Genomic DNA, 20,109 nt, shown 5'->3' on the forward strand with positions numbered 1-20,109 from the left:
CCTTCAGTCGCCCCATATTAAAAAGCCTGCTTATATAAGCAGGCTTTTTTGGTTTTTAGCACTGTAAAATATCAATTACTCTTCATTATTAATTTTTCTTAGGCTTCCAAGTCTCAATTGTCATTGATTATTATCTCTATCTTTCTGATAGATAATTATGTGGCTAGCTATGCATCTTTTTGTTTATACGTATAGCGATGATCTTAATCGGAAAATATAATCAAAATACGTTAAACTATTAAAATAACTTATATTAATACATTTTAAAATTAAATTCATTCATGGAGTTAATGATGGCGTTTTATGATAAACCGGCTGAATTATCAGCGTTTAATGCAAAATTTGAAGCACAGAAAATCGCATTCGCACCCGTTGCATTTCAAGTTGCGCGTTGCCTATTAAAGTTTGGTATTTTAAAAGCGGTTGATGAAGCTGGCAAGCAAGGTATTCGTTTATCAGCATTGACTGACAAGCTTGATACCAGTGAATACGGTATCAGTGTATTACTTGATATGGGACTAAGCATGGGCTTGGTGTGGCAACAAGATGATCACTTCATTTTAGATAAAGTAGGCTATTTTTTACTAAACGATGACATGGCATTAAAGAATCTCGACTTTACCCATCATGTTTGTTATCAAGGCCTGTTTGATTTAGATAAAGCCATTGAAACGGGCACGCCTGCTGGTTTGCATGTATTTGGTGATTGGAAAACAATTTACCCGGGTCTAAGTCAGTTACCAGAAGAAGCAAAAAGAAGCTGGTTCGAATTTGATCATTATTATTCAGATCATGCCTTTCCTGAAGTACTCGCGTTATTGTTTGAACACAAGCCTAAACACATTTTAGACGTGGGTGGTAATACGGGTAAATGGTCATTAGCATGTACTAAGTATGATGAAAACGTCAACATTACTATTATGGATTTACCGGGGCAGCTTAATGTTGCGTTGGAAAATGCGAAAGAGGCTGGAGTTGACGACCGTGTTCACGGCCATGAAACTGATTTACTTGATGAAAGCCGTACCTTCTTTGACGGTGCAGATACAATATGGATGAGCCAGTTCTTAGATTGCTTTAGTAAAAGTGAGATCTTAAGTATTCTAAAACGTGCCGCAGACGTCATGACCGCCGATAGTCGTTTATATATTTTAGAAACGTTCTGGGATAGACAGCCCTACGAAGCAGGTGCTTACTGTGTGAATGCAACATCCATCTACTTTACTGCTATGGCAAATGGTAATAGTCGTATGTATCACTCAAAAGATATGATGCGCTTGATCCAAGAGGCTGGTATGTACGTGGACCAAGATACTGATGATTTAGGCCTTGGGCATACACTTCTTGCTTGTAAGAAGAAATAAGAAATAAACTAGAATATCAATTGTAAGTGATATTATTGTTGTATTAACAATCAAATAGCCTTTATTAGTTTATAAAATAGCATAAATTGAATGTTGTAACGTATTGATAGTTATTAATTTTATATTTAGCTATTGATTTGTTATTAACGATTAATTACTATGGCGGCAATATATATTGTCGTCATTTTAGCTTTTGGAGAAACCATTGAAGTTATATATAGAAAGTATTAGCTCTTGGTCAACCTCTAACGCTGAACACGCTAATACTTCTGAAAAAATACAAGTTAAATCATCCGTTTGGCCTAAATTAGAATTTGTACCTGCAATGCAGCGTCGTCGTTTAAGCCCTTTCGCGAAGATTGCACTGTATACTGCTGAAAATGCGCTATCAGAACCGTTAGCCGTCCCCGAGCAAATTGATATTATATTCTCAAGTCGACATGGTGATTTACATAAAACGGTTGAATTACTGACTGAATTAACGGCAGATCAAGATATATCACCGACGGCATTTAGTACTTCTGTACACAATGCCGTGCCGGGGTTATACAGTATTTTGAAACAAAACAAACAAGCAATTAATGCTATATCTGCAGGTAAAGATAGCTTTTTTTATGCTTTTGTTGATGCTTATGCGCGATTAAAGTCAGGTCGTGCGAATAAATTACTTATTGTGCATGCCGATCGTGAGTTACCTGAGTCATATTCACAATTTAAAGATGAACAACAAATCGACCACGCCGTTTCTATGGTTGTCACTTTAATACCAACCACAACGACATTGGCCGCCATCGATGTTAGTTTTTCAGCATTAGCAGCACCTAGCATTGACGATGAGAAACAGTCGCTTGAATTGAATTTACCTGCTGGTTTGTGTTTTATAGATTGGTTTAATCAAGAAAACACTGATTCTACGCTAAAGTTTGCGTCAGAACGGCATCTTTGGACATGTGATCTAGTCTCTGGTTCTGCACATGTATAAACAGTTAAATTACCTTTGGCGCTTACTTGCCACTGCGACATGCTTTAGTTTATTTGGCGTTGGTGGCTTAATACTGACATTGTTCGTCTTCCCAATTCAAAAACTGTGTATTCGCGACGAGCAAGCACAAAAACGCGTTGCGCGTAAAACCGTACATTATAGCTTCCGGTTTTTTGTTACCACCATGGCATTTACGCGAATCTTCGAGTTCGATCTGCGTGATAGAGCAGAGCTAGCTCAGCAGCAAGGGCAATTGATCCTGGCTAATCACCCATCATTGATTGATGTGGTCGTGTTGCTTTCTATTATTCCAAATGCTGATTGTGTGGTTAAAGCGCATTTATTTAGTAATCCCTTTATTCGCGGAGTGATTAAAAATGCGGGCTATATTAGTAATGCTGACCCTGAAGCCTTGTTGGATGCATGTAAATCATCATTAGAACAGGGTAACAACTTGATTATTTTTCCTGAAGGTACACGCACAGTACCGGGGGAAGAATTGGTCTTTCAACGTGGCGCAGCCAATATTGCTTTACGTTGTCAGGTGCCAATAACAACCGTATTAATTAATGTAACGCCAAGTACATTAACTAAAGCAGAGGCTTGGTATCAAATTCCAAGTGAAAAAGCTAAATTTATGTTGCAGTTGACGCGTGATGTACCATTGCTTTCAGTTGCAGACGCCACACCAATGAGTAAACAAGTTCGCCAATACTGCCGTGAACTTGAAAGTTATTTTAAACAGGAACTACTGACCCATGACTGAATTAAAAACAGAACTAAAACAGCTTATTATTGCCGAATTAGACCTTGAAGATATTGAAGTTGATGATATTAACGATGCGGATGCATTGTTTGTCGAAGGCTTAGGTTTAGACAGCATCGATGCGCTTGAGCTAGGTCTGATCTTAAAGAAACATTACGACATCAAAATCGATGCAAACTCGGAAGAGATTAAACACCATTTTTCGTCTATTGATGCACTAAGTGCATTTATTACTCAGACTCGTGCTACGGCTTAATTAAGGACTTTACATGCAATCTAGAGAACATATTTACCAAACATTAGCCGATATCTTAGTTGAAGAATTTGAAATTGATGCAGACGACATCAACCTCAGTGCCAATTTATATACTGACTTAGATTTAGACAGTATTGATGCCATTGATTTAGTAATCAAATTACGTGACATTACTAACGAGAAAATTGAACCTGAAGTGTTTAAATTAGTGCGTACAGTAGAAGACGTTGTAAACGAAATCGAAAAACTTACGTTAGTAAAATAATCACAGCACATTAGTGCGCAGTTGAATTATATGTTGAAAAAACTACTTACAGTGATCTTGGGGTTATGCTTATTGCTTTACCCCTTTGCAGTATATTTAGGACTAAATTACGTTAGTCCTTTTTGGCTTGCGCTCGGCTTATTAGCTTTGTTACTGTCGCGCTTGGTGATGTTACGTGGTATCTTGAATAAAATGCCTTGGTTATTACCCGCGACGACTCTGGGAGGCTTGGCGATAGTTACCTCGTTATTCACAGACTCAGATATTGGTTTTAAGCTATATCCGTTGATGGTTAACTTTGCCATGCTGGCGGTATTTGCATATTCATACCTTAAACCGCCCACTGTCATTGAAACATTTGCGCGATTACAAGACCCGAACTTACCTGAGCATGCTGTTAATTACACACGTAAAGTAACCTTAGTTTGGTGTGGTTTTTTCATCATTAATGCCAGTATTTCATTGTATACGGCTTTATATAGCTCATTTAAAGTGTGGACTATTTATAACGGTTTTATCGCGTACATCTTGATTGGTAGTTTATGCGCCGTTGAATTTGTTGTACGCCTATTTGTGCAGCGAAAGCATGCGAATAATAGCGAAGTGATCAGTACTAATCCAAGTATTGCAACTACGCAAAAGGAATACTGAATAATGACAGAACTGTCGCTACGTCAGCGTGATATTTGCTTTCATATTAACAAGCAAGCATATAGTTTTGAGCAGTTTAGTGCTGATATTCACGATACAAGACAAGTGATTCGCCAAATGGATGCAGACAGTGTGTTACTGTTTCATCAATCAAGCTATCAGTTTAGTGTTGGTTTTTTCGCTCTGGCACTGGAAGGTCGTCATATTGTTATGCCACCGAATGCACAGCAGCAAACGCTCATGCATATCGCGCAACAATGTCAGGCTTCGCTCGGTGATATTAAAGTTGATGGGCTAGATGCGATTAATGCTGCATTAATCGACACGCCTTTGATTAACACGAACAGTATTGCTAAGCATGATGTAACTGCTGTTCAAAGTCAGCTATTACAAGACAGAGCTGCTCTGTTTACGCCATTAGACTGCCAAATTACATTCTTTACATCAGGTTCGACCGGGCAGCATAAACCGATTGTGAAACTGTTTAGTCAGCTTAACTGTGAAGTGGATGTATTAATAAACACCTTTACTGCGCGTTTAGATGCTTCACAGTTATTATTAAGTACAGTTTCCCATCAACATATCTATGGTTTGTTATTTAAACTGTTGTTGCCGTTAAAGTCCGGCTTAGCAATTGTTAATGATACCTTTGAATACCCTGAACATATTAGTCAGCTTTTGGTCGAAGAGCTAGGTAAAGAGTTAAGCGAAGAGTTAACTAATGATGACACCCGAACTGCGTTATTGATCTCCAGCCCAGCACATTTAAAACGGCTGAGCTTAGATAATGTCTTGATGGTTAACAAAGCTCAATTACAAGGTGTCTTTAGTTCTGGTGGTCCGTTACCGTTTAAAATTGCGAAAACGTTATTTAAGCAATTATCACAAGCACCTATTGAAGTCTTTGGCAGCACTGAAACAGGCGGTATAGCGTGGCGACAGTGCCAAGAATTAAGCCCAAGTGCGTGGCGGGTCTTCCCCGATATTAGCTATCGTGTTATCCCTGAAACTGCGCAGTTAGTCTTAACATCACCTTATATTAATGATGCTAATTACGTCACCGAAGACCGCGTTCAGCGTATTGATGAACAACATTTTGAAATGTTAGGCCGCGCCGATCGTACAGTGAAACACGAAGAAAAACGTATTAATCTCGACCATATGGAACGCTGTTTACAGCAACACGTTTTGGTCAACGAGGTGCGTGTGATCGTACTCGATGGCGTGAAAAAACAAGTATTAGCCGCAGTGGTTGAATTGACTGCTGAAGGTCTGGCGATACTGACAGCACAGAATAAAAAATCACTGAATGATAGCTTTAAGCAGCATTTACTCGGTGAATTTGAACGTATCTGTTTACCTAAAAAATGGCGTTATCCAGCACAAATGCCATTTAATACCCAAGGTAAATTAGTAATTAAAGAATTGGAGAAATTGTTTGACTGAATTAGTAAAAGTGAATGCAACCATTCTCAGTACTGAGCTTTTGAATACAGATAACTTAAACACAGATAGTGTAGAAAGCCTTGGTAATACAGTTGCATTAACCTTGCATATCCCGACAGACTTGGACTACTTTAAAGGTCATTTCGATCAAGCGCCAATCTTAGCGGGTGTGGTTCAGCTGCACTGGGCGGCTGAGTATGCGAAGCAATATCTAAACATGGGCACAGCTGATGTGATGAATATTCAAGTGTTGAAGTTTCAGGAAATGATCTTACCAGGTCAAAACGTGGTGTTGACGTTAACTAAAAAATCAGCTGAAAAAGTGCTGTTTAGTTATCAATCCACAACGTCAAACGGTGATATTAAATCTCATTCTTCTGGTCGACTTATTTTTGCTGAAACCGTTGCAGTATATAGTGCTGAAAAGAATACGGTAGGTGGTCTGTGAGTTATTGCATTGTGATCCCCAATTACAATCACACGATAGTGATTGATAAGTTGTTAGGGGATTTAGCGGAATACAAGTTACCTGTGATCATGATTAATGATGGCAGCGATGCTGACAGTAGCGCATTTATGCTGGGATTAGCGGAAAAATACAGTTATGTCACTTTGATCAGCCATGTGCAGAATCAGGGGAAAGGTGCGGCAATACAAACTGGTCTAAAGTATGCCGATAGTATGGGCTTTACTCACGCTGTTCAAGTGGATGCCGATGGTCAGCATAATATTACCGATATCAATAAATTGGTTGAGTTATCACAGGCACAGCCAAGTCAGTTGATCAGTGGCCAACCTATTTATAATGAATCTGTGCCTAAACACCGTTATTATGCGCGTTATTTAACTCATGTTTGGGTGTGGATTGAAACACTCTCGTTTGAAATTAAAGATACCATGTGTGGTTTTCGGGTATATCCATTAGCTGAGACGCTCGGCTTGTTAGCCAAAAATAACAATATTGGCGAATATATGGCGTTTGATACCGAAATTATGGTGCGCTTATATTGGGATGGTGTAAATACCATCTTCTTACCAACCAAGGTTAATTATCCTGAAAATGGCGTTTCACATTTCCGGTTATGGGAAGATAATGTGGCCATTTCATGGATGCACACACGTTTGTTTTTTGGCATGTTAAAACGTTTACCGCAGTTATTATTGCGTAAGTTTAGGACTTAATTATGGGCATAATAACGATATGACTACCACAGTTCACTGGTCGGGAATGCAAGAGCGGGGTACCTATATAGGTATGAAAATACTGCTGCTTTGCTACCGAATTCTAGGCCGTACTGGTTTATCTATTATTCTTTACCCTGTCATTGTGTATTTGTATTTTACTGGCGGAGAAAGCAAAAAAGCATCTTTAAATTACCTTGGCAAAGTTGCAAAGCGTAAAGGCAGCTTGAAACAACCGGGTCATCGAGAAGGTATTAAGCATTTCTATACTTTTGCCCAAGGCGCATTTGATAAGATAGATGCTTGGACTGGCAAGATTTCGATCGAACAAGTGCAATACAGTTATGATGAAAAATTTAAAAAATTACTCGAAGATAATAAGGGCGCGGTATTTATTGGCTCGCACTTGGGTAATTTAGAAGTATGCCGCACACTCAGTGTTGGTAAGTATAAAACCCGTATTAATGTACTGGTCTTTACTCATCATGCTATTGAGTTTAATAAGATAATGCAAAAGATTAACCCCAATGTGAATGTTAACTTCATTCAAGTGTCTGATGTGGGTGTCGACTTAGCCATTTTATTAAAACAACGTGTAGAAGCGGGTGAGAAGGTCGTTATTGTGGGTGACCGCACCAGTACGACGTCTCCTGGACGAGTTGTTTATGCCGAGTTTTTAGGTCAGCAAGCGCCGTTTTCACAAGGACCATTTATTCTAGCTTCTTTGCTGGAATGTCCTGTGTATTATTTGTTTTGTTTGAAAGACGGTGACAAATATCGCCTTATTTTCGAACATGTATCAGATAAATTGAAGTTTGCACGTAAAACCAGACAAGCCGACATTGGCGAGCTGATTAATCAATACGCACAAAGGTTAGAATACTTTTGTTTGCTGTACCCGTATCAATGGTTTAACTTTTTTGATTTTTGGCAAGAAGACCATAAAGTAGAACGTAAGAAATAGTTTGGAGAAGTCAGTGGCTACCACTAAAGCAACAATTAAGTTTGGCGAATCACGTTTAACGATTGAAGATATCGTTGCAATTGCGAAACAAGAAAAGCACGTCAGTATCAGTGATGCACCAGAATTAACGAATAAAATTGATTCAGCGCTCGCGTTCTTAGATAGCTTATTAAAAGAAGATGGTGTTATCTATGGTGTAACAACAGGTTATGGTGATTCTGTTACAGTAAAAGTACCGCTTCATCTAGTACATGAATTACCATTACACCTTACTCGTTTTCATGGTTGTGGTTTAGGGCAATTATTTAGCACTGTTGAAGGCCGCGCTATTTTAGCTACCCGTCTTAACTCTTTAGCACAAGGCTATTCAGGCGTAAGCTGGGAAATGCTGCATTTACTGGCAGCCTACTTAGAACACGATATTGTTCCAGCTATCCCACAAGAAGGCTCGGTGGGTGCAAGTGGTGACCTTACGCCATTATCTTATGTTGCTGGCGCATTAGTTGGTGAACGTGATGTGTATTATAAAGGTCAGATTCGCAACAGTGGTGAAGTGATGGCTGAGTTGGGTCTAACGCCATTAGTGCTACGACCTAAAGAGGGGCTCGCGATCATGAATGGTACGGCAGTAATGACAGCCGTTGCTTGTTTAGCCTTTGATCGTGCTAACTACCTCGCTAAATTAGCGGCGCGAATTACTGCCATGGCGAGCCTGTCTATTCAAGGTAATAGCCATCATTTCGATGAGATCTTATTTTCGGTAAAACCACACCCAGGTCAGCAACAAGTTGCTACTTGGATCCGTAATGATTTGAATCATGCAGAACACCCACGTAATGCTGACCGTTTACAAGATCGTTATTCGATTCGTTGTGCGCCGCACGTTATCGGGGTATTACAAGATTCACTGCCTTGGTTCCGTCAAATGATTGAGAACGAGCTGAACTCTGCAAATGATAACCCAATTATTGATGGCCAAGGTGAACATGTATTACACGGTGGCCATTTTTACGGTGGTCATATCGCGATGGCAATGGATAGCATGAAAACAGCAGTTGCTAACCTAGCAGATCTTGCTGACCGTCAGTTAGCGTCTTTGGTTGATACCAAATATAGCAACGGCTTGCCATCAAATTTATCAATGAGTGATGAATCACGCCGTTATATTAACCACGGTTTTAAAGCAATGCAGATTGGTGCATCTGCCTACACCGCGGAAGCATTAAAACAGACTATGCCTGCAAGTGTTTTCTCACGCTCGACTGAATGTCATAACCAAGACAAAGTGAGCATGGGCACGATTGCCTCGCGTGATGCAATGCGTGTTTTACAGCTGACTGAGCAAGTATTAGCGACAACATTATTGGCGACAGTACAAGGTCTACGTATTCGTATTGAACGTAAGGAGTTAGATTTAGAAAGCTTACCTGCCGCTGTTCAAGCCATGCATAACGACATTTGCAGCTTCTTCGAACCCTTAGTAGAAGACCGCCCAATGGAAAGTCTATTACGCTTTACAATTGATGCGATTCAAACACAGCGTTGGGCGCTTTATCAATAATCTCTATACAAGATACAAGATACAAGATACAAGATACAAGATACAAGCAAGGTAATACATAAATGAGCAAAAATAGTCTGTTATCAGAATCCGTTATTATTGACGTACCGTTTCATGATTGCGATCCGATGCAAGTCGTGTGGCACGGTAACTATGCACGTTACTTTGAAGTCGCTCGTAGTGCACTATTACGTAAAATGAATTATGACTATGAAGATATGAGTCAATCAGGTTACGTGTGGCCGATTGTTGATATGCGCGTGAAGTATATTGCTTCAGCACGTTATGCTCAGAAGATAAAAGTGGATGCACATTTAGTTGAAGTGGAATCTCGCTTGAAAATGGAGTATGTAATCACCTGCTTAGATACAGGTCAGAAGTTGACTAAAGCATCGACTATTCAGTTAGCTGTTGATTTAGAAACACAAGAATTGCAATTTGTGACACCTGCTGTCTTTACTGATAAGTTAAAGGGTGAACTGAATGGGTAGTTGGCTACGACTGCTGCTCTTACTGTCATTGGCTGGCAATGTGTTTGCTGCCGATGATGCTAAAGATTTAAGCTCGGGTCAAATTAAAGGCTCTGTAGCACCACTGGTACTATTATCGCAGTTTAAACCGCTGGCGATAGCCAGTGGCACATTTGTGCAAAAAAAGTATTTCACGGTACTGAAGAATCCAGTGATCTCCAATGGTGAACTGTTTTTAGATCAAGCATTGGGTTTTGTCTGGCATACCAGTAAACCAATTGCATCGACCATGATACTCAAGGAAGAAGGGCTATTTTCCATCGACCATCGTCAACAGCAGAAGCAGATCAATAATGCCACGCCAATTGCAACCGTACTCATGAGTGCATTGTCTGGGGATCTTGCGGCGCTAGAAAGCCAATTTAGCTTAGCGACAACATCATTAACAAAAGCAGCACCTTCAAGTCAAACTTGTATTGAGTTAACGCCAAAAGACGCGGTGATAGCTAAAGTTATGCGGGTGATTGAGCTATGCGGGAAGGATACTGTCGATCATTTAGTATTATTTGAAACCTCTGGTAACCGTACCGAGATTGAGCTTAGTTTGACTGCGGTTGATGAACTGCCAAAGGCTATTCGTGAGCAACTCTAATTTTAGTAGCTGTAATAATAGCAGCAATAATAGATTTGGACTTAAATGTTACTTGCTGCAATTGATTGTGGTATTGCTATTAGCGGGTTATCAACTCGGTTGGGGGCAATGGAAAATAGAGACTAATATTCTGTCGTTATTACCGACAGACAGTCAAGCGCAAGCGAATCAGCAGCAAGATATAAGCCAAGCAAAATCTGCCTTATTCCAACAAGCTAATCAACGGGTATTAGTGGCGATTTCAGGTGAAAAAGCTATTCCTGCATATTACCAATTAGCTAATACTATTACGTCGTTTAGTGGCATTGAAAATGAATCAATGACCGTCCCTGATATCAGCGATGTTATCGCATTTTATCAGCCTTATCGTGACAGTGTCATGACTGATGACTATCAAGCCTTGTTAACCGAACCACAAGCGATTAATAATTTTGTCTTAGGTAAACTGACGCAAGTAAGCGATCCGTTCGTTAGTGGTAGTTTAGCTATTTCCCCGCGACTGAATTTGGCTGATTTTTTAGCGACAGGTTTAACCCAGTTACAATCGTTTGAAACTGAACAGGGCATTATTGTCGTCAATAAAAATGGGCTAAAACATTACATCATGCCGATTAAGGTGGATGTTGATGGCTTCTCGGTGAAGCAAACTCAAGCATTTTCGCAACAGTTACAAGCAGAATTCCAACGGTTGAAAACAAAGTTTGATGTGGATGTGCTTTACAGCGGGGTATTATTCCATACTGCAGAATCAAGTCAGCAGGCTGAATATGAAATGTCGACCTTTGGCGTGATCTCATTATTGGCTGTGTTATTGATGATTTTAGCGGTATTTCGCAGTGCAAAACCGGTAAATTTGGCGCTACTGGTATTAGCCATTTCGGTGGTTTATGGCTTAACGGCAGTCGTTACTTTATTTAATCAATTACATTTACTCACTTTAGTCTTTGCTGTGACCTTAATTGGCATTGTGATTGATTATTGTTTTCATGCCTTTGTTAGTTTCAGTGTTAGTAACAATAGCAATACTATTGGTGGTATTAAATCGATTCGCACCGCCTTGTGTTTAGGATTTATCACGACTGCATTGGGCTATGCAGCACTAATCATGTCGCCATTATCCTTATTGAGTCAAGTTGCCGTATTCATGATCTTTGGTTTGTTCGGCGCACTCTTAACTGTGCTGCTATTACTGCCTTATTTCAATCTAAGTGGCAAAATAAGTGTGACGCCAAGTGTTTGGACGTTAACTGATAAGCTAAACATTTGGTTAACAAGATTGCATCAGCAACGCCGTATCCTCTTTGTGATATTAAGCTTAGGATTCGTCAGCGCGATCGTCCTCGATGATATCAATTTTAATGACGATATTCGGTTGCTTAATTCCAGCCCCGCATTTTTGATTGATAACGAGATCAAGATGGCAAAGTTAATGGGCTACCAACACAGTCAACGCATTGTGATTACCGCGGATGACAGCGAAGCTTTATTACAACGTCAAGAAGTTTTGTTAGCACGTTTACAATCAGAGCAGCAGCAACAACCGGACTTAGTGGTGAAGAGTATTGCCAGTTTATTACCGTCTGTTGCTAAACAACAAGTAAATAATGACCAGCTTAAAGACGCTGAGCAACAACAGGTTTTCCAGCAGGGATTAGCAATCTTAGGTTTAACTGATACGGTAGATGAATTTAAGCCGTTAACGTTAGATGCGTTTAATTCTGGTCCATTACAGCCTCTATCTGCGGTGTACATTTATCAATATCAAAGCCAAGATGCCAATAATATAGATGAGAGTGTAGACAAGGGAGCTGCGATGAAGCACGCCTTGTGGGTTGAAACCTCAGGGGTGGCATTAAATACTGACTTACAGCAATGGATCGCCACGCAACCTGACATGAGTATTGATAATAAACCTGCGGAAGTGTCTGCGGCATTAAGCCATTATCGCCAAGCGTTATTATTACTGTTCGCGGGTGCGATATTAGTGGTGACGATTGTGTTGTGTTTACGTTTTGGCTTGATACAAGGCTTATTAGGGTTATTAAGTATTGTCGTTAGTGCTGGCGGCGCCTTGCTATTAACGCAACTCAGCTTAGGTCATCTTAATATTTTCAATCTACTAGCGGTATTACTTATTCTCGCCTTAGCCATTGATTATGTTATTTTTTATCAAGAGCATGGATTACAGCGTAATACCGTTTTAGCGATAACTTTATCGGCTATTTCATCTGCGCTAGTATTTGGTGTACTTGCTTTAAGTGTGACTCCTGCGGTAGAAAGTTTCGGCTTAACTGTTATGTTTGGGATTATGTTAGTGTTTCTACTCGCGCCATTAAGTGCAAAGCAAGTAGCACAAGTTGAGAGTGCAGATACTGGTCACGATTTAAATGACAAAACCATTGAGGTAGTAAAATGAAGTGGGCCCATTTATCTGCATTACGTGTACTGGGATTAAATGTACCGCAATTAAGCGCTATGTTATTCACGGTGTTGTTATTAACTGGCTGTATTAGTATGCCACAAAGTCATTTAGTGACAATGGCACCCAATGTCACCTTACAATTAACTGCGCCACCGGAAGTATTACAGATGCAGGCGAAAACGCAATTAATTGAAGCGCAGTTTAATGGTGAAACCCAAAGTTTATTAGCACAAGTTGAGTTTACTGAAACGCAAATTAAATTGGTGGCGATGACACCCTCAGGTATACCGCTGTTTGATGTATTGTGGAGCGTGAATGACGAGGCTGTGATTAATCAATATGTGCCCGTACCTGGATTGGATATCAGTTATGTGATCGCGGATCTACAATGGGTTAACTGGCCGTTGGCGCAGCTACAGTCGGCGACAAATGGTTCATTTAGAGAAGAATTTAGTAATCATGAGGGGCAAATCTCAACAGATTGGACGCGTATATTAACGCAAAATGGTCTGGTTATTTTGACCGTCGAAAAGTTCGATAATCGCTATATCCTTAAGCATTTACTGCGCGATTATCAAATAACAATAACAGAATTAAGTAAGGTGTCACTGTGAGTATCTGTCTAAAAGATTTTGGTGTGGTATGTGCTTTAGGTGATTCGAAAGTATCTGTCGCCGCTGGACTACTACAGGGCTTTCGAGGTGGTTTGGTGCTTGATAGCGAGTTGCCGAATGCTGAACCTCAGTATGTGGGTCGTGTGGCAGATTCAACTTTTGATAAAATAGTAGCCGGTTTAGATACTGATACTAACGATAAAATACTTACCCGTAATGATAAGCTTGGTAAGTTGGCTTATTTACAAATTGCCGATACGCTTGCGCCTTTGATTGCTGAGTTTGGGGAACAACGTATCGCAGTAGTGATAGGAACCAGTACCTCGGGTATTGAATACGGCGAGCAAGCATTAAAACAAAAAATAGCGACAGGTGAATACCCTGATAGTTACCATTACAGCATGCAAGAAATGGGTACCACGGCGCAGTTTATTGCTGATTTATGCCAAGCCAAAGGACCTGTTTACAGTATATCGACAGCTTGCTCATCCAGTGGTAAAGCCCTAGTGAGTGGGCAAGCATTACTCGAAGCAGATTTAGCTGATGTGGTAATAGCGGGTGGCGTTGATAGTTTAGCAAAATTGACTGTTAATGGTTTTAAAGCATTAGCATCAACGGCGGCTGTGCAAAACAACCCGTTTTCGGCAGATCGTGATGGCATTAATATTGGTGAAGCGGCTGCATTATTTGTCATGACTAAAGAGCAGGGTGGCATTCAATTATTAGGGGCTGCTGAAACCTCTGATGCCCACCATTTATCGGCCCCGCATCCAGAAGGCGAGGGCGCATTACGGGCGATGCAAGCGGCATTGGCTGAAGCGCAGTTACAAGGTTCACAAATAGATTATGTAAACCTACATGGTACAGGCACGCCAAAGAATGATGACATGGAAGCCAAAGCCATGTTTAACGCTTGTGGCAGTAAGGTATTGTGTGGTTCATCAAAAGGTATGACCGGGCATACATTAGGTGCTGCAGGTGCATTAGAAGCGGGTATTTGCTGGTTATTGCTTCATGATGAATATAACCCAGATCATAAAGTGCCAGACAATGTGAGCGATGGTGAGGTGGATAACAGCCTTGCTACGATAAATCTGGTGAATGCAAAGGCCAACGCAGATCGTACGGCTAAGAATAAGTTACAAACCTGCATGAGCAATTCATTTGCTTTTGGCGGTAATAATATCAGTTTAGTGATAGGAAAACAGCAGTGAACCAATCTACAGTAGTGATAAAATATCCAATAGCGGATGTTTTACCGCATAGCGCACCGATGATCTTACTCGACGAATTGGTGAGTTATGATGACGAAAACGTCAGTTGCCGAGTGACCATCACACCAACGATACCTTTCTTTGATAGTGCTAAACAAGGCGTACCAAGTTATGTCGGCTGTGAATATATGGCGCAAACAATCGCGGCCTATGGTGGTGCGCATGCTCTGGATGATGCAGGCGAGGTGAAAATTGGCTTTCTATTAGGTTCTCGTAAATATAACGCCGAAGTGGGTGTATTTAAAGTCGCGCAAACCTTGTTAATAGAAGCCAAAAAACTAATTCAAGACGAATCAGGACTGTGTGTTTTTGATTGCGTTATAAAAGATGAAGACGATGCGGTGCTAGCAAAAGCTAAAATCAATGTATTCCAACCGCAAGATCCAGCACAATTTTTAAAGGATAATCATGAGTAAACGTATTCTAGTAACAGGCTCAAGTCGTGGGCTGGGCAAAGCGATCGCACTGCAATTAGCAAAAGACGGTTTTGATATTACGGTACATTGTCGTTCTGGCGTTGAAGCTGCGCAGGATACTTGTGCTCAAATTTCTGAACTAGGTCAAAGCACGAGTTTATTACAATTTGACGTATGCGATAGAGCTGCGGCAAAAGCAAGCATCGAAGCGGATATCGCTGAACATGGCGCGTATTATGGCGTGGTGTGTAATGCGGGTATTACGCGTGACATGGCGTTTCCATCAATGGAAGGCGAAGACTGGGATGATGTGATCCGTACTGGTTTAGACGGTTTTTACAATGTGATCCACCCAACGGTAATGCCAATGGTACGCGCTAAAAAAGGCGGTCGTATCGTTACTATGGCCTCTGTTTCTGGCCTCATGGGTAACCGTGGTCAAGTGAATTACAGTGCAGCGAAAGGCGGTATTATCGCGGCATCAAAAGCATTATCGCTTGAGCTAGCAAAGCGCAAAATCACCGTAAATAGTGTCGCACCAGGGTTAATCGAATCAGACATGACCAATGACTTACCTCTCGATGAAATCAAAAAAATGATCCCATTAAAACGTATGGGTAAACCGGAAGAAGTGGCGGGTACAGTGTCATTCTTAATGTCTGATTGTGCGGCTTATATCACTCGCCAAGTTATTTCTGTAAACGGTGGACTAATCTAATGAGAAGAGTTGTTGTAACTGGGATGTCAGCGGTCACTGCACTTGGTGACGATTGGGCTACGTTTAAAGCTGGCCTAGAAAAAGGTGAAAATGCTGTTAAAGTGATGCCTGAATGGGATTATCTTGATGGGCTTAATACCCGCTTAGCAGCACCTGTCCTGCATTTTGAAAAACCAGCACATTATAAGCGTAAACAAGTTCGTTCGATGGGACGTGTATCATTAATGTCGACACGCGCAACGGAGTTGGCGTTAGAACAAGCGCAATTATTAGACCACCCAGCATTAAAAGATGGTCGCACGGGTATTTCGTACGGTTCATCTGTTGGTTCGACTGAACCACTGGTTAATTTTAGCCGCATGATGGACACGGGGAACATGTCTGGCGTAACAGCGACCAGTTATATCCAAACTATGTCACACACGGCACCAGTGAATGTCGGTGTATTCTTCGGTTTGACCGGACGTGTTATTACCACTAGTTCGGCCTGTACGTCGGGTTCACAAGGCATTGGTTATGCATATGAAGCGATTAAATTTGGCCGTCAAGACTTGATGGTTGCTGGTGGTGCCGAAGAGTTGTGCATTACTGAAGCGGCAGTATTTGATACCTTGTATGCAACCAGTGTTAAAAATGATACACCAGCGCTAACACCACGACCATTTGATACTGATCGTGACGGTTTGGTTATTGGTGAAGGCGCATGTACTTTGATTCTCGAAGAATTGGAACATGCCCTTGAACGTGGTGCGACTATTTACGCTGAGATCATTGGCTTTGGTTGTAACTCTGACGGTAAGCATGTAACCCAACCAACCGCGGCTACGATGCAAATTACCATTGAACAAGCGGTTAAAGATGCGAATGTTGACGTCGCCGAAATTGGTTATGTATGTGCCCATGGTACAGCGACGGACCGAGGTGACATTGCAGAAACCAACGCCACAGCTAATGCGCTAGGTAAAAAACCAATCAGTTCATTAAAGAGTTATTTAGGTCATACCCTTGGCGCTTGTGGTGCAATTGAAGCATGGGCATCAATCAACATGATGCAAGACAACTGGTTCGCACCGACAATCAACTTAGATAATATCGCGCCTGAATGTGGCGATCTTGATTATATTCTTGGTGAAGGCCGTGAGATCCACACTGACGTAGTGATGAGTAATAACTTTGCTTTTGGTGGGATTAATACATCACTGATATTTAAACGCTGGCATAAATAAAATTTCGAGAATATACGCGCCATATTTTTCATTAAGTGGCGCTTTTTTGTAATTTAAACTGGAGTAATGGTTCTACTTGCCGATAATAGGTTATATCTTAATGTAATCAAAAGAGTAGACATTGATGTCGATTAAATTTGTTTTATCTGCAGTGAGCTTAGTTACTTTAAGCCCATTAGTTGCAGCGGAATCTTTTTACCATAGCAATATTGAATTGAGTTATGCTGAAAAGACATGGACGCTTAATACCGAAAATGAAATGTCGGAAAATGTACATTTCAAAACATTAATTGATAAAAAAAGTAACATATCAGAAGTCAGTGGCGCATCGGCAGAATCAACGGACTTTGTACTTGGTTTGGCCAAAACACTGAAAGTGAACGAGTCTATTGAAGTGTACGGTTCGATTAACCTCGGTGTGAATGCGTTAGTTGCTGGCATCGAAGGGCAAGAAAAAGATAAAAATGTCGCGATACTCACATCTCCTGTACTCGGTATAACCTATTCAGACTCACCTGAATATGAAATCGATTTTAACGTTTCATACGACCTGGTAAATCTCGATCATGAGGTTGATGCCATTCAATCAATCTATAACTCTACAGCATTCAAAATCGGCGCTAAATACCACTTAAACTCTGCGATTACGCTTGGTATGGGCTATCACTGGACGGTTACCGAGCAAGATAGGCTAAACCTGAATAATCTTGTATTGTCACTCAGAGTCAATCTCGAGCCTGTTGCTATGTTTTTGATGTAGTTTATATAATGTTATAAACCACATCAAAATAAGGTTATTTTTTTGCCATTAGATAGATAAAGAAAGCACCTCCAATAACGGATGTTACGATACCAACGGGTAAATCTTGCGGTGCAATTATCGTGCGGGCAAGGGCGTCAGCCCAAACTAATAACAAAGCCCCTACTAATGCGCTGATTGGTAATACTTTGTTGTTATCGGCACCGACAAAGATTCGAACGATATGTGGAACCATTAAACCGACAAATCCGATTGCACCACTAAATGCCACCATGGTACCTGTCAGTATTGCACACAATAAAAATACCATAAAACGCATGCGGTTTACGTTAACACCAAGGGTTATGGCTGTTTCATCGCCGGCCATAATTGCATTGAGCGAATTAGCCCAAGACAGCATGATTGGTAATGCAAAACACAATGCTAGCAGAGGATAAATGAGTTGCGACCATTGCGCAGCACCTAAACCTCCTAACATCCAAAAAATAGCGGATCCCGCTATTTTTTGGTCACCAGAAAAGATCAAATAATTGGTTATAGACATCAACATAAAATGTATAGCTACGCCACTTAAAATCAGCTTGTGTTGGGATAATGATGATCCTTTTTTTGCTAAATATAAAACCATTAACATCGAAGAAAATGCCCCAATAAATGCCGCAATTGGTATATTAAAAGTGTTGTTAAATGATGTTACAAAGGTACCTGCATATAAAATCACAGATACTGCTCCGAGTGATGCGCCTGCCGAAGCACCAAATAAATAAGGGTCCGCCATAGGGTTACGGGTTACGGCCTGTAAGCAAGTACCAACTAGAGCTAGGCCTGCCCCGACTAGTACCGCAAGCAGAATACGCGGTAGGCGAATAAACCAAACAATAGATTCTTGTCCTTTACTCCAAATCACGTTGATGCTGTCTGGTATTAGCTTATTGATTATAATAGATGTAATTGTTTGTATTTTAAGAACACTTGAGCCGAATGTTGTACTGACTGCAATTGAAATAAGTAACACACATACTAATGCGCATAATATAATCCCCAGCTTTATTGTGCATTTATTTAGACATAGTTTACTTTGCTCTTGGGTATCTTGTCGTAATCCGGCGCTTAGGGTTTTGTTGTGAAGTAGATTACTCATTTATTTAAAACGCTCTGGGTGTAAATCATGGGCTAATTGTTCAACAGCACCTACATTCTCAACACCCGGTGTCGCAGCTGTATAATCGATAATAGTAAAACGGTTTTGCTGTACAGCGGTTAAATTTGCGGTGATAGGAAAATGTTTTAAGAAGGCAATATTGTCTTCAGCTTTGGACGAATTATAGTTAATTATCACGATATGTTCAGGGTTAGCGTTTACAACGGTTTCCCAGTTGACTGAGCCCCAACTTACGGCTAAATCATGGAGAATATTAGTACCACCTGCCGCTTCAATAATCGCATTCGGTGTCGCTAATCCACCTGCTGTGAATGGCTTTTCTATGCCACTATCATAAACGAATACAGTGGTTTTATTGACCCCCTTCAATTGTTGCTTTATGGCAGATAAACGCTGTCTAAAAGATGAAATTAAAGTCTTTGCCCTTGTTTCAATATCGAATATTTTTCCTAATGCCATGATGTCGTAAAATGTATCTTCTAAGCTGGTACTTGCCTTATTTTGTACGTGTGCACAAGACTCTTTGATTAGATAAGTTTTAATGCCAAATCTAGCTAAGGATGCAGGCGTAGTCGGACCGCCCACAGGCATGCCATAATTCCAACCGGAAAAGAAAAAGTCTGCATCGATATTGAGTAAATTTTCTACAGTGGGCTGTTTTGATGCTACCTCTGGTAAATTTATAATTTGAGCAGCAAGTTTTGGCGATATCTTGTTGTATGCTGAGACTCCAGAGTAGGCGACCATATTGTCTTTTAGGTCTAGAGCGAGCATGATATTAAGCATGTTAATATCATTGGCAACTGCACGTGTTGGAACGTTTGGATAATCAACCTTGTCACCGCATACGTCAATAGATACGGCTGCCCTTGATATAGAGGGCATCAATAGGGCAATGAATACAATTTTTGTTAATTTTGAGCAAAATATTTTTGTTGTGTTCATTTTTAACTCTTTC

22 protein-coding genes are annotated in these 20,109 nt (G+C 40.6%); 20 read left to right on the plus strand and 2 right to left on the minus strand.

What is annotated here, in order from left to right; genetic code table 11:
• Positions 1-293 precede the first annotated feature (293 nt).
• From BT797_RS05460 to BT797_RS05555, 20 genes are all read left to right on the plus strand, one after another.
• Positions 294-1,364, plus strand: a complete 1,071-nt coding sequence (locus tag BT797_RS05460) for a class I SAM-dependent methyltransferase (RefSeq protein WP_045109804.1) — start codon at positions 294-296, stop codon at positions 1,362-1,364.
• A gap of 205 nt (positions 1,365-1,569) precedes the next feature.
• The gene (locus BT797_RS05465) at positions 1,570-2,346 is read left to right on the plus strand and encodes a beta-ketoacyl synthase chain length factor (RefSeq protein WP_045109805.1); all 777 of its coding nucleotides are present in this window, start codon (positions 1,570-1,572) and stop codon (positions 2,344-2,346) included.
• Positions 2,339-3,112 (plus strand): lysophospholipid acyltransferase family protein, encoded by a 774-nt coding sequence (locus BT797_RS05470; RefSeq protein WP_045109806.1) that lies wholly within the window; start codon positions 2,339-2,341, stop codon positions 3,110-3,112. The genes BT797_RS05465 and BT797_RS05470 overlap by 8 nt, the downstream gene beginning before the upstream one ends.
• Positions 3,105-3,368: a phosphopantetheine-binding protein gene (locus BT797_RS05475; protein WP_045109807.1), complete on the plus strand. Its 264-nt coding sequence runs from the start codon at positions 3,105-3,107 to the stop codon at positions 3,366-3,368. Before BT797_RS05470 ends, BT797_RS05475 begins: the two co-directional genes overlap by 8 nt.
• Positions 3,369-3,381: 13 nt before the next feature.
• Positions 3,382-3,633, plus strand: coding sequence for an acyl carrier protein (locus BT797_RS05480; RefSeq protein ID WP_045109808.1), 252 nt, complete (start codon positions 3,382-3,384; stop codon positions 3,631-3,633).
• Between the two features lie 30 nt (positions 3,634-3,663).
• On the plus strand, positions 3,664-4,284 hold the full coding sequence (locus BT797_RS05485) for a COG4648 family protein (protein WP_075471290.1): 621 nt from the start codon (positions 3,664-3,666) through the stop codon (positions 4,282-4,284).
• A 3-nt stretch (positions 4,285-4,287) separates the two neighbouring features.
• A complete protein-coding gene (locus tag BT797_RS05490) occupies positions 4,288-5,730 on the plus strand; it encodes an AMP-binding protein (protein ID WP_045109810.1) in 1,443 nt (480 codons plus the stop codon).
• The gene (locus BT797_RS05495) at positions 5,723-6,178 is read left to right on the plus strand and encodes an ApeI family dehydratase (RefSeq protein WP_045109811.1); all 456 of its coding nucleotides are present in this window, start codon (positions 5,723-5,725) and stop codon (positions 6,176-6,178) included. The genes BT797_RS05490 and BT797_RS05495 overlap by 8 nt, the downstream gene beginning before the upstream one ends.
• A complete protein-coding gene (locus BT797_RS05500) occupies positions 6,175-6,912 on the plus strand; it encodes a glycosyltransferase family 2 protein (protein ID WP_075471291.1) in 738 nt (245 codons plus the stop codon). The genes BT797_RS05495 and BT797_RS05500 overlap by 4 nt, the downstream gene beginning before the upstream one ends.
• 19 nt (positions 6,913-6,931) lie before the next feature.
• Positions 6,932-7,876: a lysophospholipid acyltransferase family protein gene (locus BT797_RS05505; protein ID WP_075471292.1), complete on the plus strand. Its 945-nt coding sequence runs from the start codon at positions 6,932-6,934 to the stop codon at positions 7,874-7,876.
• 13 nt (positions 7,877-7,889) lie between these two features.
• Positions 7,890-9,437: an HAL/PAL/TAL family ammonia-lyase gene (locus BT797_RS05510; RefSeq protein WP_045109814.1), complete on the plus strand. Its 1,548-nt coding sequence runs from the start codon at positions 7,890-7,892 to the stop codon at positions 9,435-9,437.
• A gap of 62 nt (positions 9,438-9,499) precedes the next feature.
• On the plus strand, positions 9,500-9,928 hold the full coding sequence (locus BT797_RS05515; protein ID WP_045109815.1) for an acyl-CoA thioesterase: 429 nt from the start codon (positions 9,500-9,502) through the stop codon (positions 9,926-9,928).
• A complete protein-coding gene (locus BT797_RS05520; protein WP_045109816.1) occupies positions 9,921-10,559 on the plus strand; it encodes an outer membrane lipoprotein carrier protein LolA in 639 nt (212 codons plus the stop codon). Before BT797_RS05515 ends, BT797_RS05520 begins: the two co-directional genes overlap by 8 nt.
• Positions 10,546-12,975 carry an MMPL family transporter gene (locus tag BT797_RS05525; protein WP_045109817.1) on the plus strand — a complete coding sequence of 810 codons (2,430 nt, stop codon included), beginning with the start codon at positions 10,546-10,548 and terminating at the stop codon, positions 12,973-12,975. Before BT797_RS05520 ends, BT797_RS05525 begins: the two co-directional genes overlap by 14 nt.
• Complete coding sequence (locus BT797_RS05530) at positions 12,972-13,595, plus strand: DUF3261 domain-containing protein (RefSeq protein ID WP_170860721.1); 624 nt, start codon at positions 12,972-12,974, stop codon at positions 13,593-13,595. The genes BT797_RS05525 and BT797_RS05530 overlap by 4 nt, the downstream gene beginning before the upstream one ends.
• On the plus strand, positions 13,592-14,809 hold the full coding sequence (locus BT797_RS05535; RefSeq protein ID WP_075471293.1) for a beta-ketoacyl-ACP synthase: 1,218 nt from the start codon (positions 13,592-13,594) through the stop codon (positions 14,807-14,809). The genes BT797_RS05530 and BT797_RS05535 overlap by 4 nt, the downstream gene beginning before the upstream one ends.
• Positions 14,806-15,285, plus strand: a complete 480-nt coding sequence (locus BT797_RS05540) for a hotdog family protein (protein WP_420271257.1) — start codon at positions 14,806-14,808, stop codon at positions 15,283-15,285. Before BT797_RS05535 ends, BT797_RS05540 begins: the two co-directional genes overlap by 4 nt.
• On the plus strand, positions 15,278-16,003 hold the full coding sequence (gene fabG / locus BT797_RS05545) for a 3-oxoacyl-ACP reductase FabG (protein ID WP_045109819.1): 726 nt from the start codon (positions 15,278-15,280) through the stop codon (positions 16,001-16,003). Before BT797_RS05540 ends, fabG begins: the two co-directional genes overlap by 8 nt.
• Positions 16,003-17,229 carry a beta-ketoacyl-ACP synthase gene (locus BT797_RS05550; RefSeq protein ID WP_075471294.1) on the plus strand — a complete coding sequence of 409 codons (1,227 nt, stop codon included), beginning with the start codon at positions 16,003-16,005 and terminating at the stop codon, positions 17,227-17,229. Before fabG ends, BT797_RS05550 begins: the two co-directional genes overlap by 1 nt.
• 124 nt (positions 17,230-17,353) lie before the next feature.
• Entirely contained in the window at positions 17,354-17,989 is a 636-nt protein-coding gene (locus tag BT797_RS05555) for a hypothetical protein (RefSeq protein ID WP_045109821.1), read from the plus strand.
• 34 nt (positions 17,990-18,023) lie between these two features.
• Here the strand turns inward: BT797_RS05555 and BT797_RS05560 are convergent, their stop codons facing one another.
• Entirely contained in the window at positions 18,024-19,130 is a 1,107-nt protein-coding gene (locus tag BT797_RS05560; RefSeq protein ID WP_082276014.1) for a FecCD family ABC transporter permease, read from the minus strand.
• Positions 19,131-20,096 carry an ABC transporter substrate-binding protein gene (locus tag BT797_RS05565; RefSeq protein ID WP_075471295.1) on the minus strand — a complete coding sequence of 322 codons (966 nt, stop codon included), beginning with the start codon at positions 20,094-20,096 and terminating at the stop codon, positions 19,131-19,133.
• Between the last annotated feature and the right edge of the window lie 13 nt (positions 20,097-20,109).

The organism is Moritella viscosa (assembly GCF_900120065.1).
Taxonomy (GTDB): Bacteria; Pseudomonadota; Gammaproteobacteria; order Enterobacterales; family Moritellaceae; genus Moritella; species Moritella viscosa.

Coding starts and splice junctions, on each gene's coding strand:
- fabG (WP_045109819.1), top strand. CDS start 15,278: ATGAGTAAACGTATTCTAGTAACAGGCTCAAGTCGTGGGCTGGGCAAA.
- BT797_RS05485 (WP_075471290.1), top strand. CDS start 3,664: ATGTTGAAAAAACTACTTACAGTGATCTTGGGGTTATGCTTATTGCTT.
- BT797_RS05550 (WP_075471294.1), top strand. CDS start 16,003: ATGAGAAGAGTTGTTGTAACTGGGATGTCAGCGGTCACTGCACTTGGT.
- BT797_RS05475 (WP_045109807.1), top strand. CDS start 3,105: ATGACTGAATTAAAAACAGAACTAAAACAGCTTATTATTGCCGAATTA.
- BT797_RS05560 (WP_082276014.1), bottom strand. CDS start 19,130: ATGAGTAATCTACTTCACAACAAAACCCTAAGCGCCGGATTACGACAA.
- BT797_RS05520 (WP_045109816.1), top strand. CDS start 9,921: ATGGGTAGTTGGCTACGACTGCTGCTCTTACTGTCATTGGCTGGCAAT.
- BT797_RS05460 (WP_045109804.1), top strand. CDS start 294: ATGGCGTTTTATGATAAACCGGCTGAATTATCAGCGTTTAATGCAAAA.
- BT797_RS05530 (WP_170860721.1), top strand. CDS start 12,972: ATGAAGTGGGCCCATTTATCTGCATTACGTGTACTGGGATTAAATGTA.
- BT797_RS05505 (WP_075471292.1), top strand. CDS start 6,932: ATGACTACCACAGTTCACTGGTCGGGAATGCAAGAGCGGGGTACCTAT.
- BT797_RS05515 (WP_045109815.1), top strand. CDS start 9,500: ATGAGCAAAAATAGTCTGTTATCAGAATCCGTTATTATTGACGTACCG.
- BT797_RS05480 (WP_045109808.1), top strand. CDS start 3,382: ATGCAATCTAGAGAACATATTTACCAAACATTAGCCGATATCTTAGTT.
- BT797_RS05470 (WP_045109806.1), top strand. CDS start 2,339: ATGTATAAACAGTTAAATTACCTTTGGCGCTTACTTGCCACTGCGACA.
- BT797_RS05490 (WP_045109810.1), top strand. CDS start 4,288: ATGACAGAACTGTCGCTACGTCAGCGTGATATTTGCTTTCATATTAAC.
- BT797_RS05555 (WP_045109821.1), top strand. CDS start 17,354: ATGTCGATTAAATTTGTTTTATCTGCAGTGAGCTTAGTTACTTTAAGC.
- BT797_RS05565 (WP_075471295.1), bottom strand. CDS start 20,096: ATGAACACAACAAAAATATTTTGCTCAAAATTAACAAAAATTGTATTC.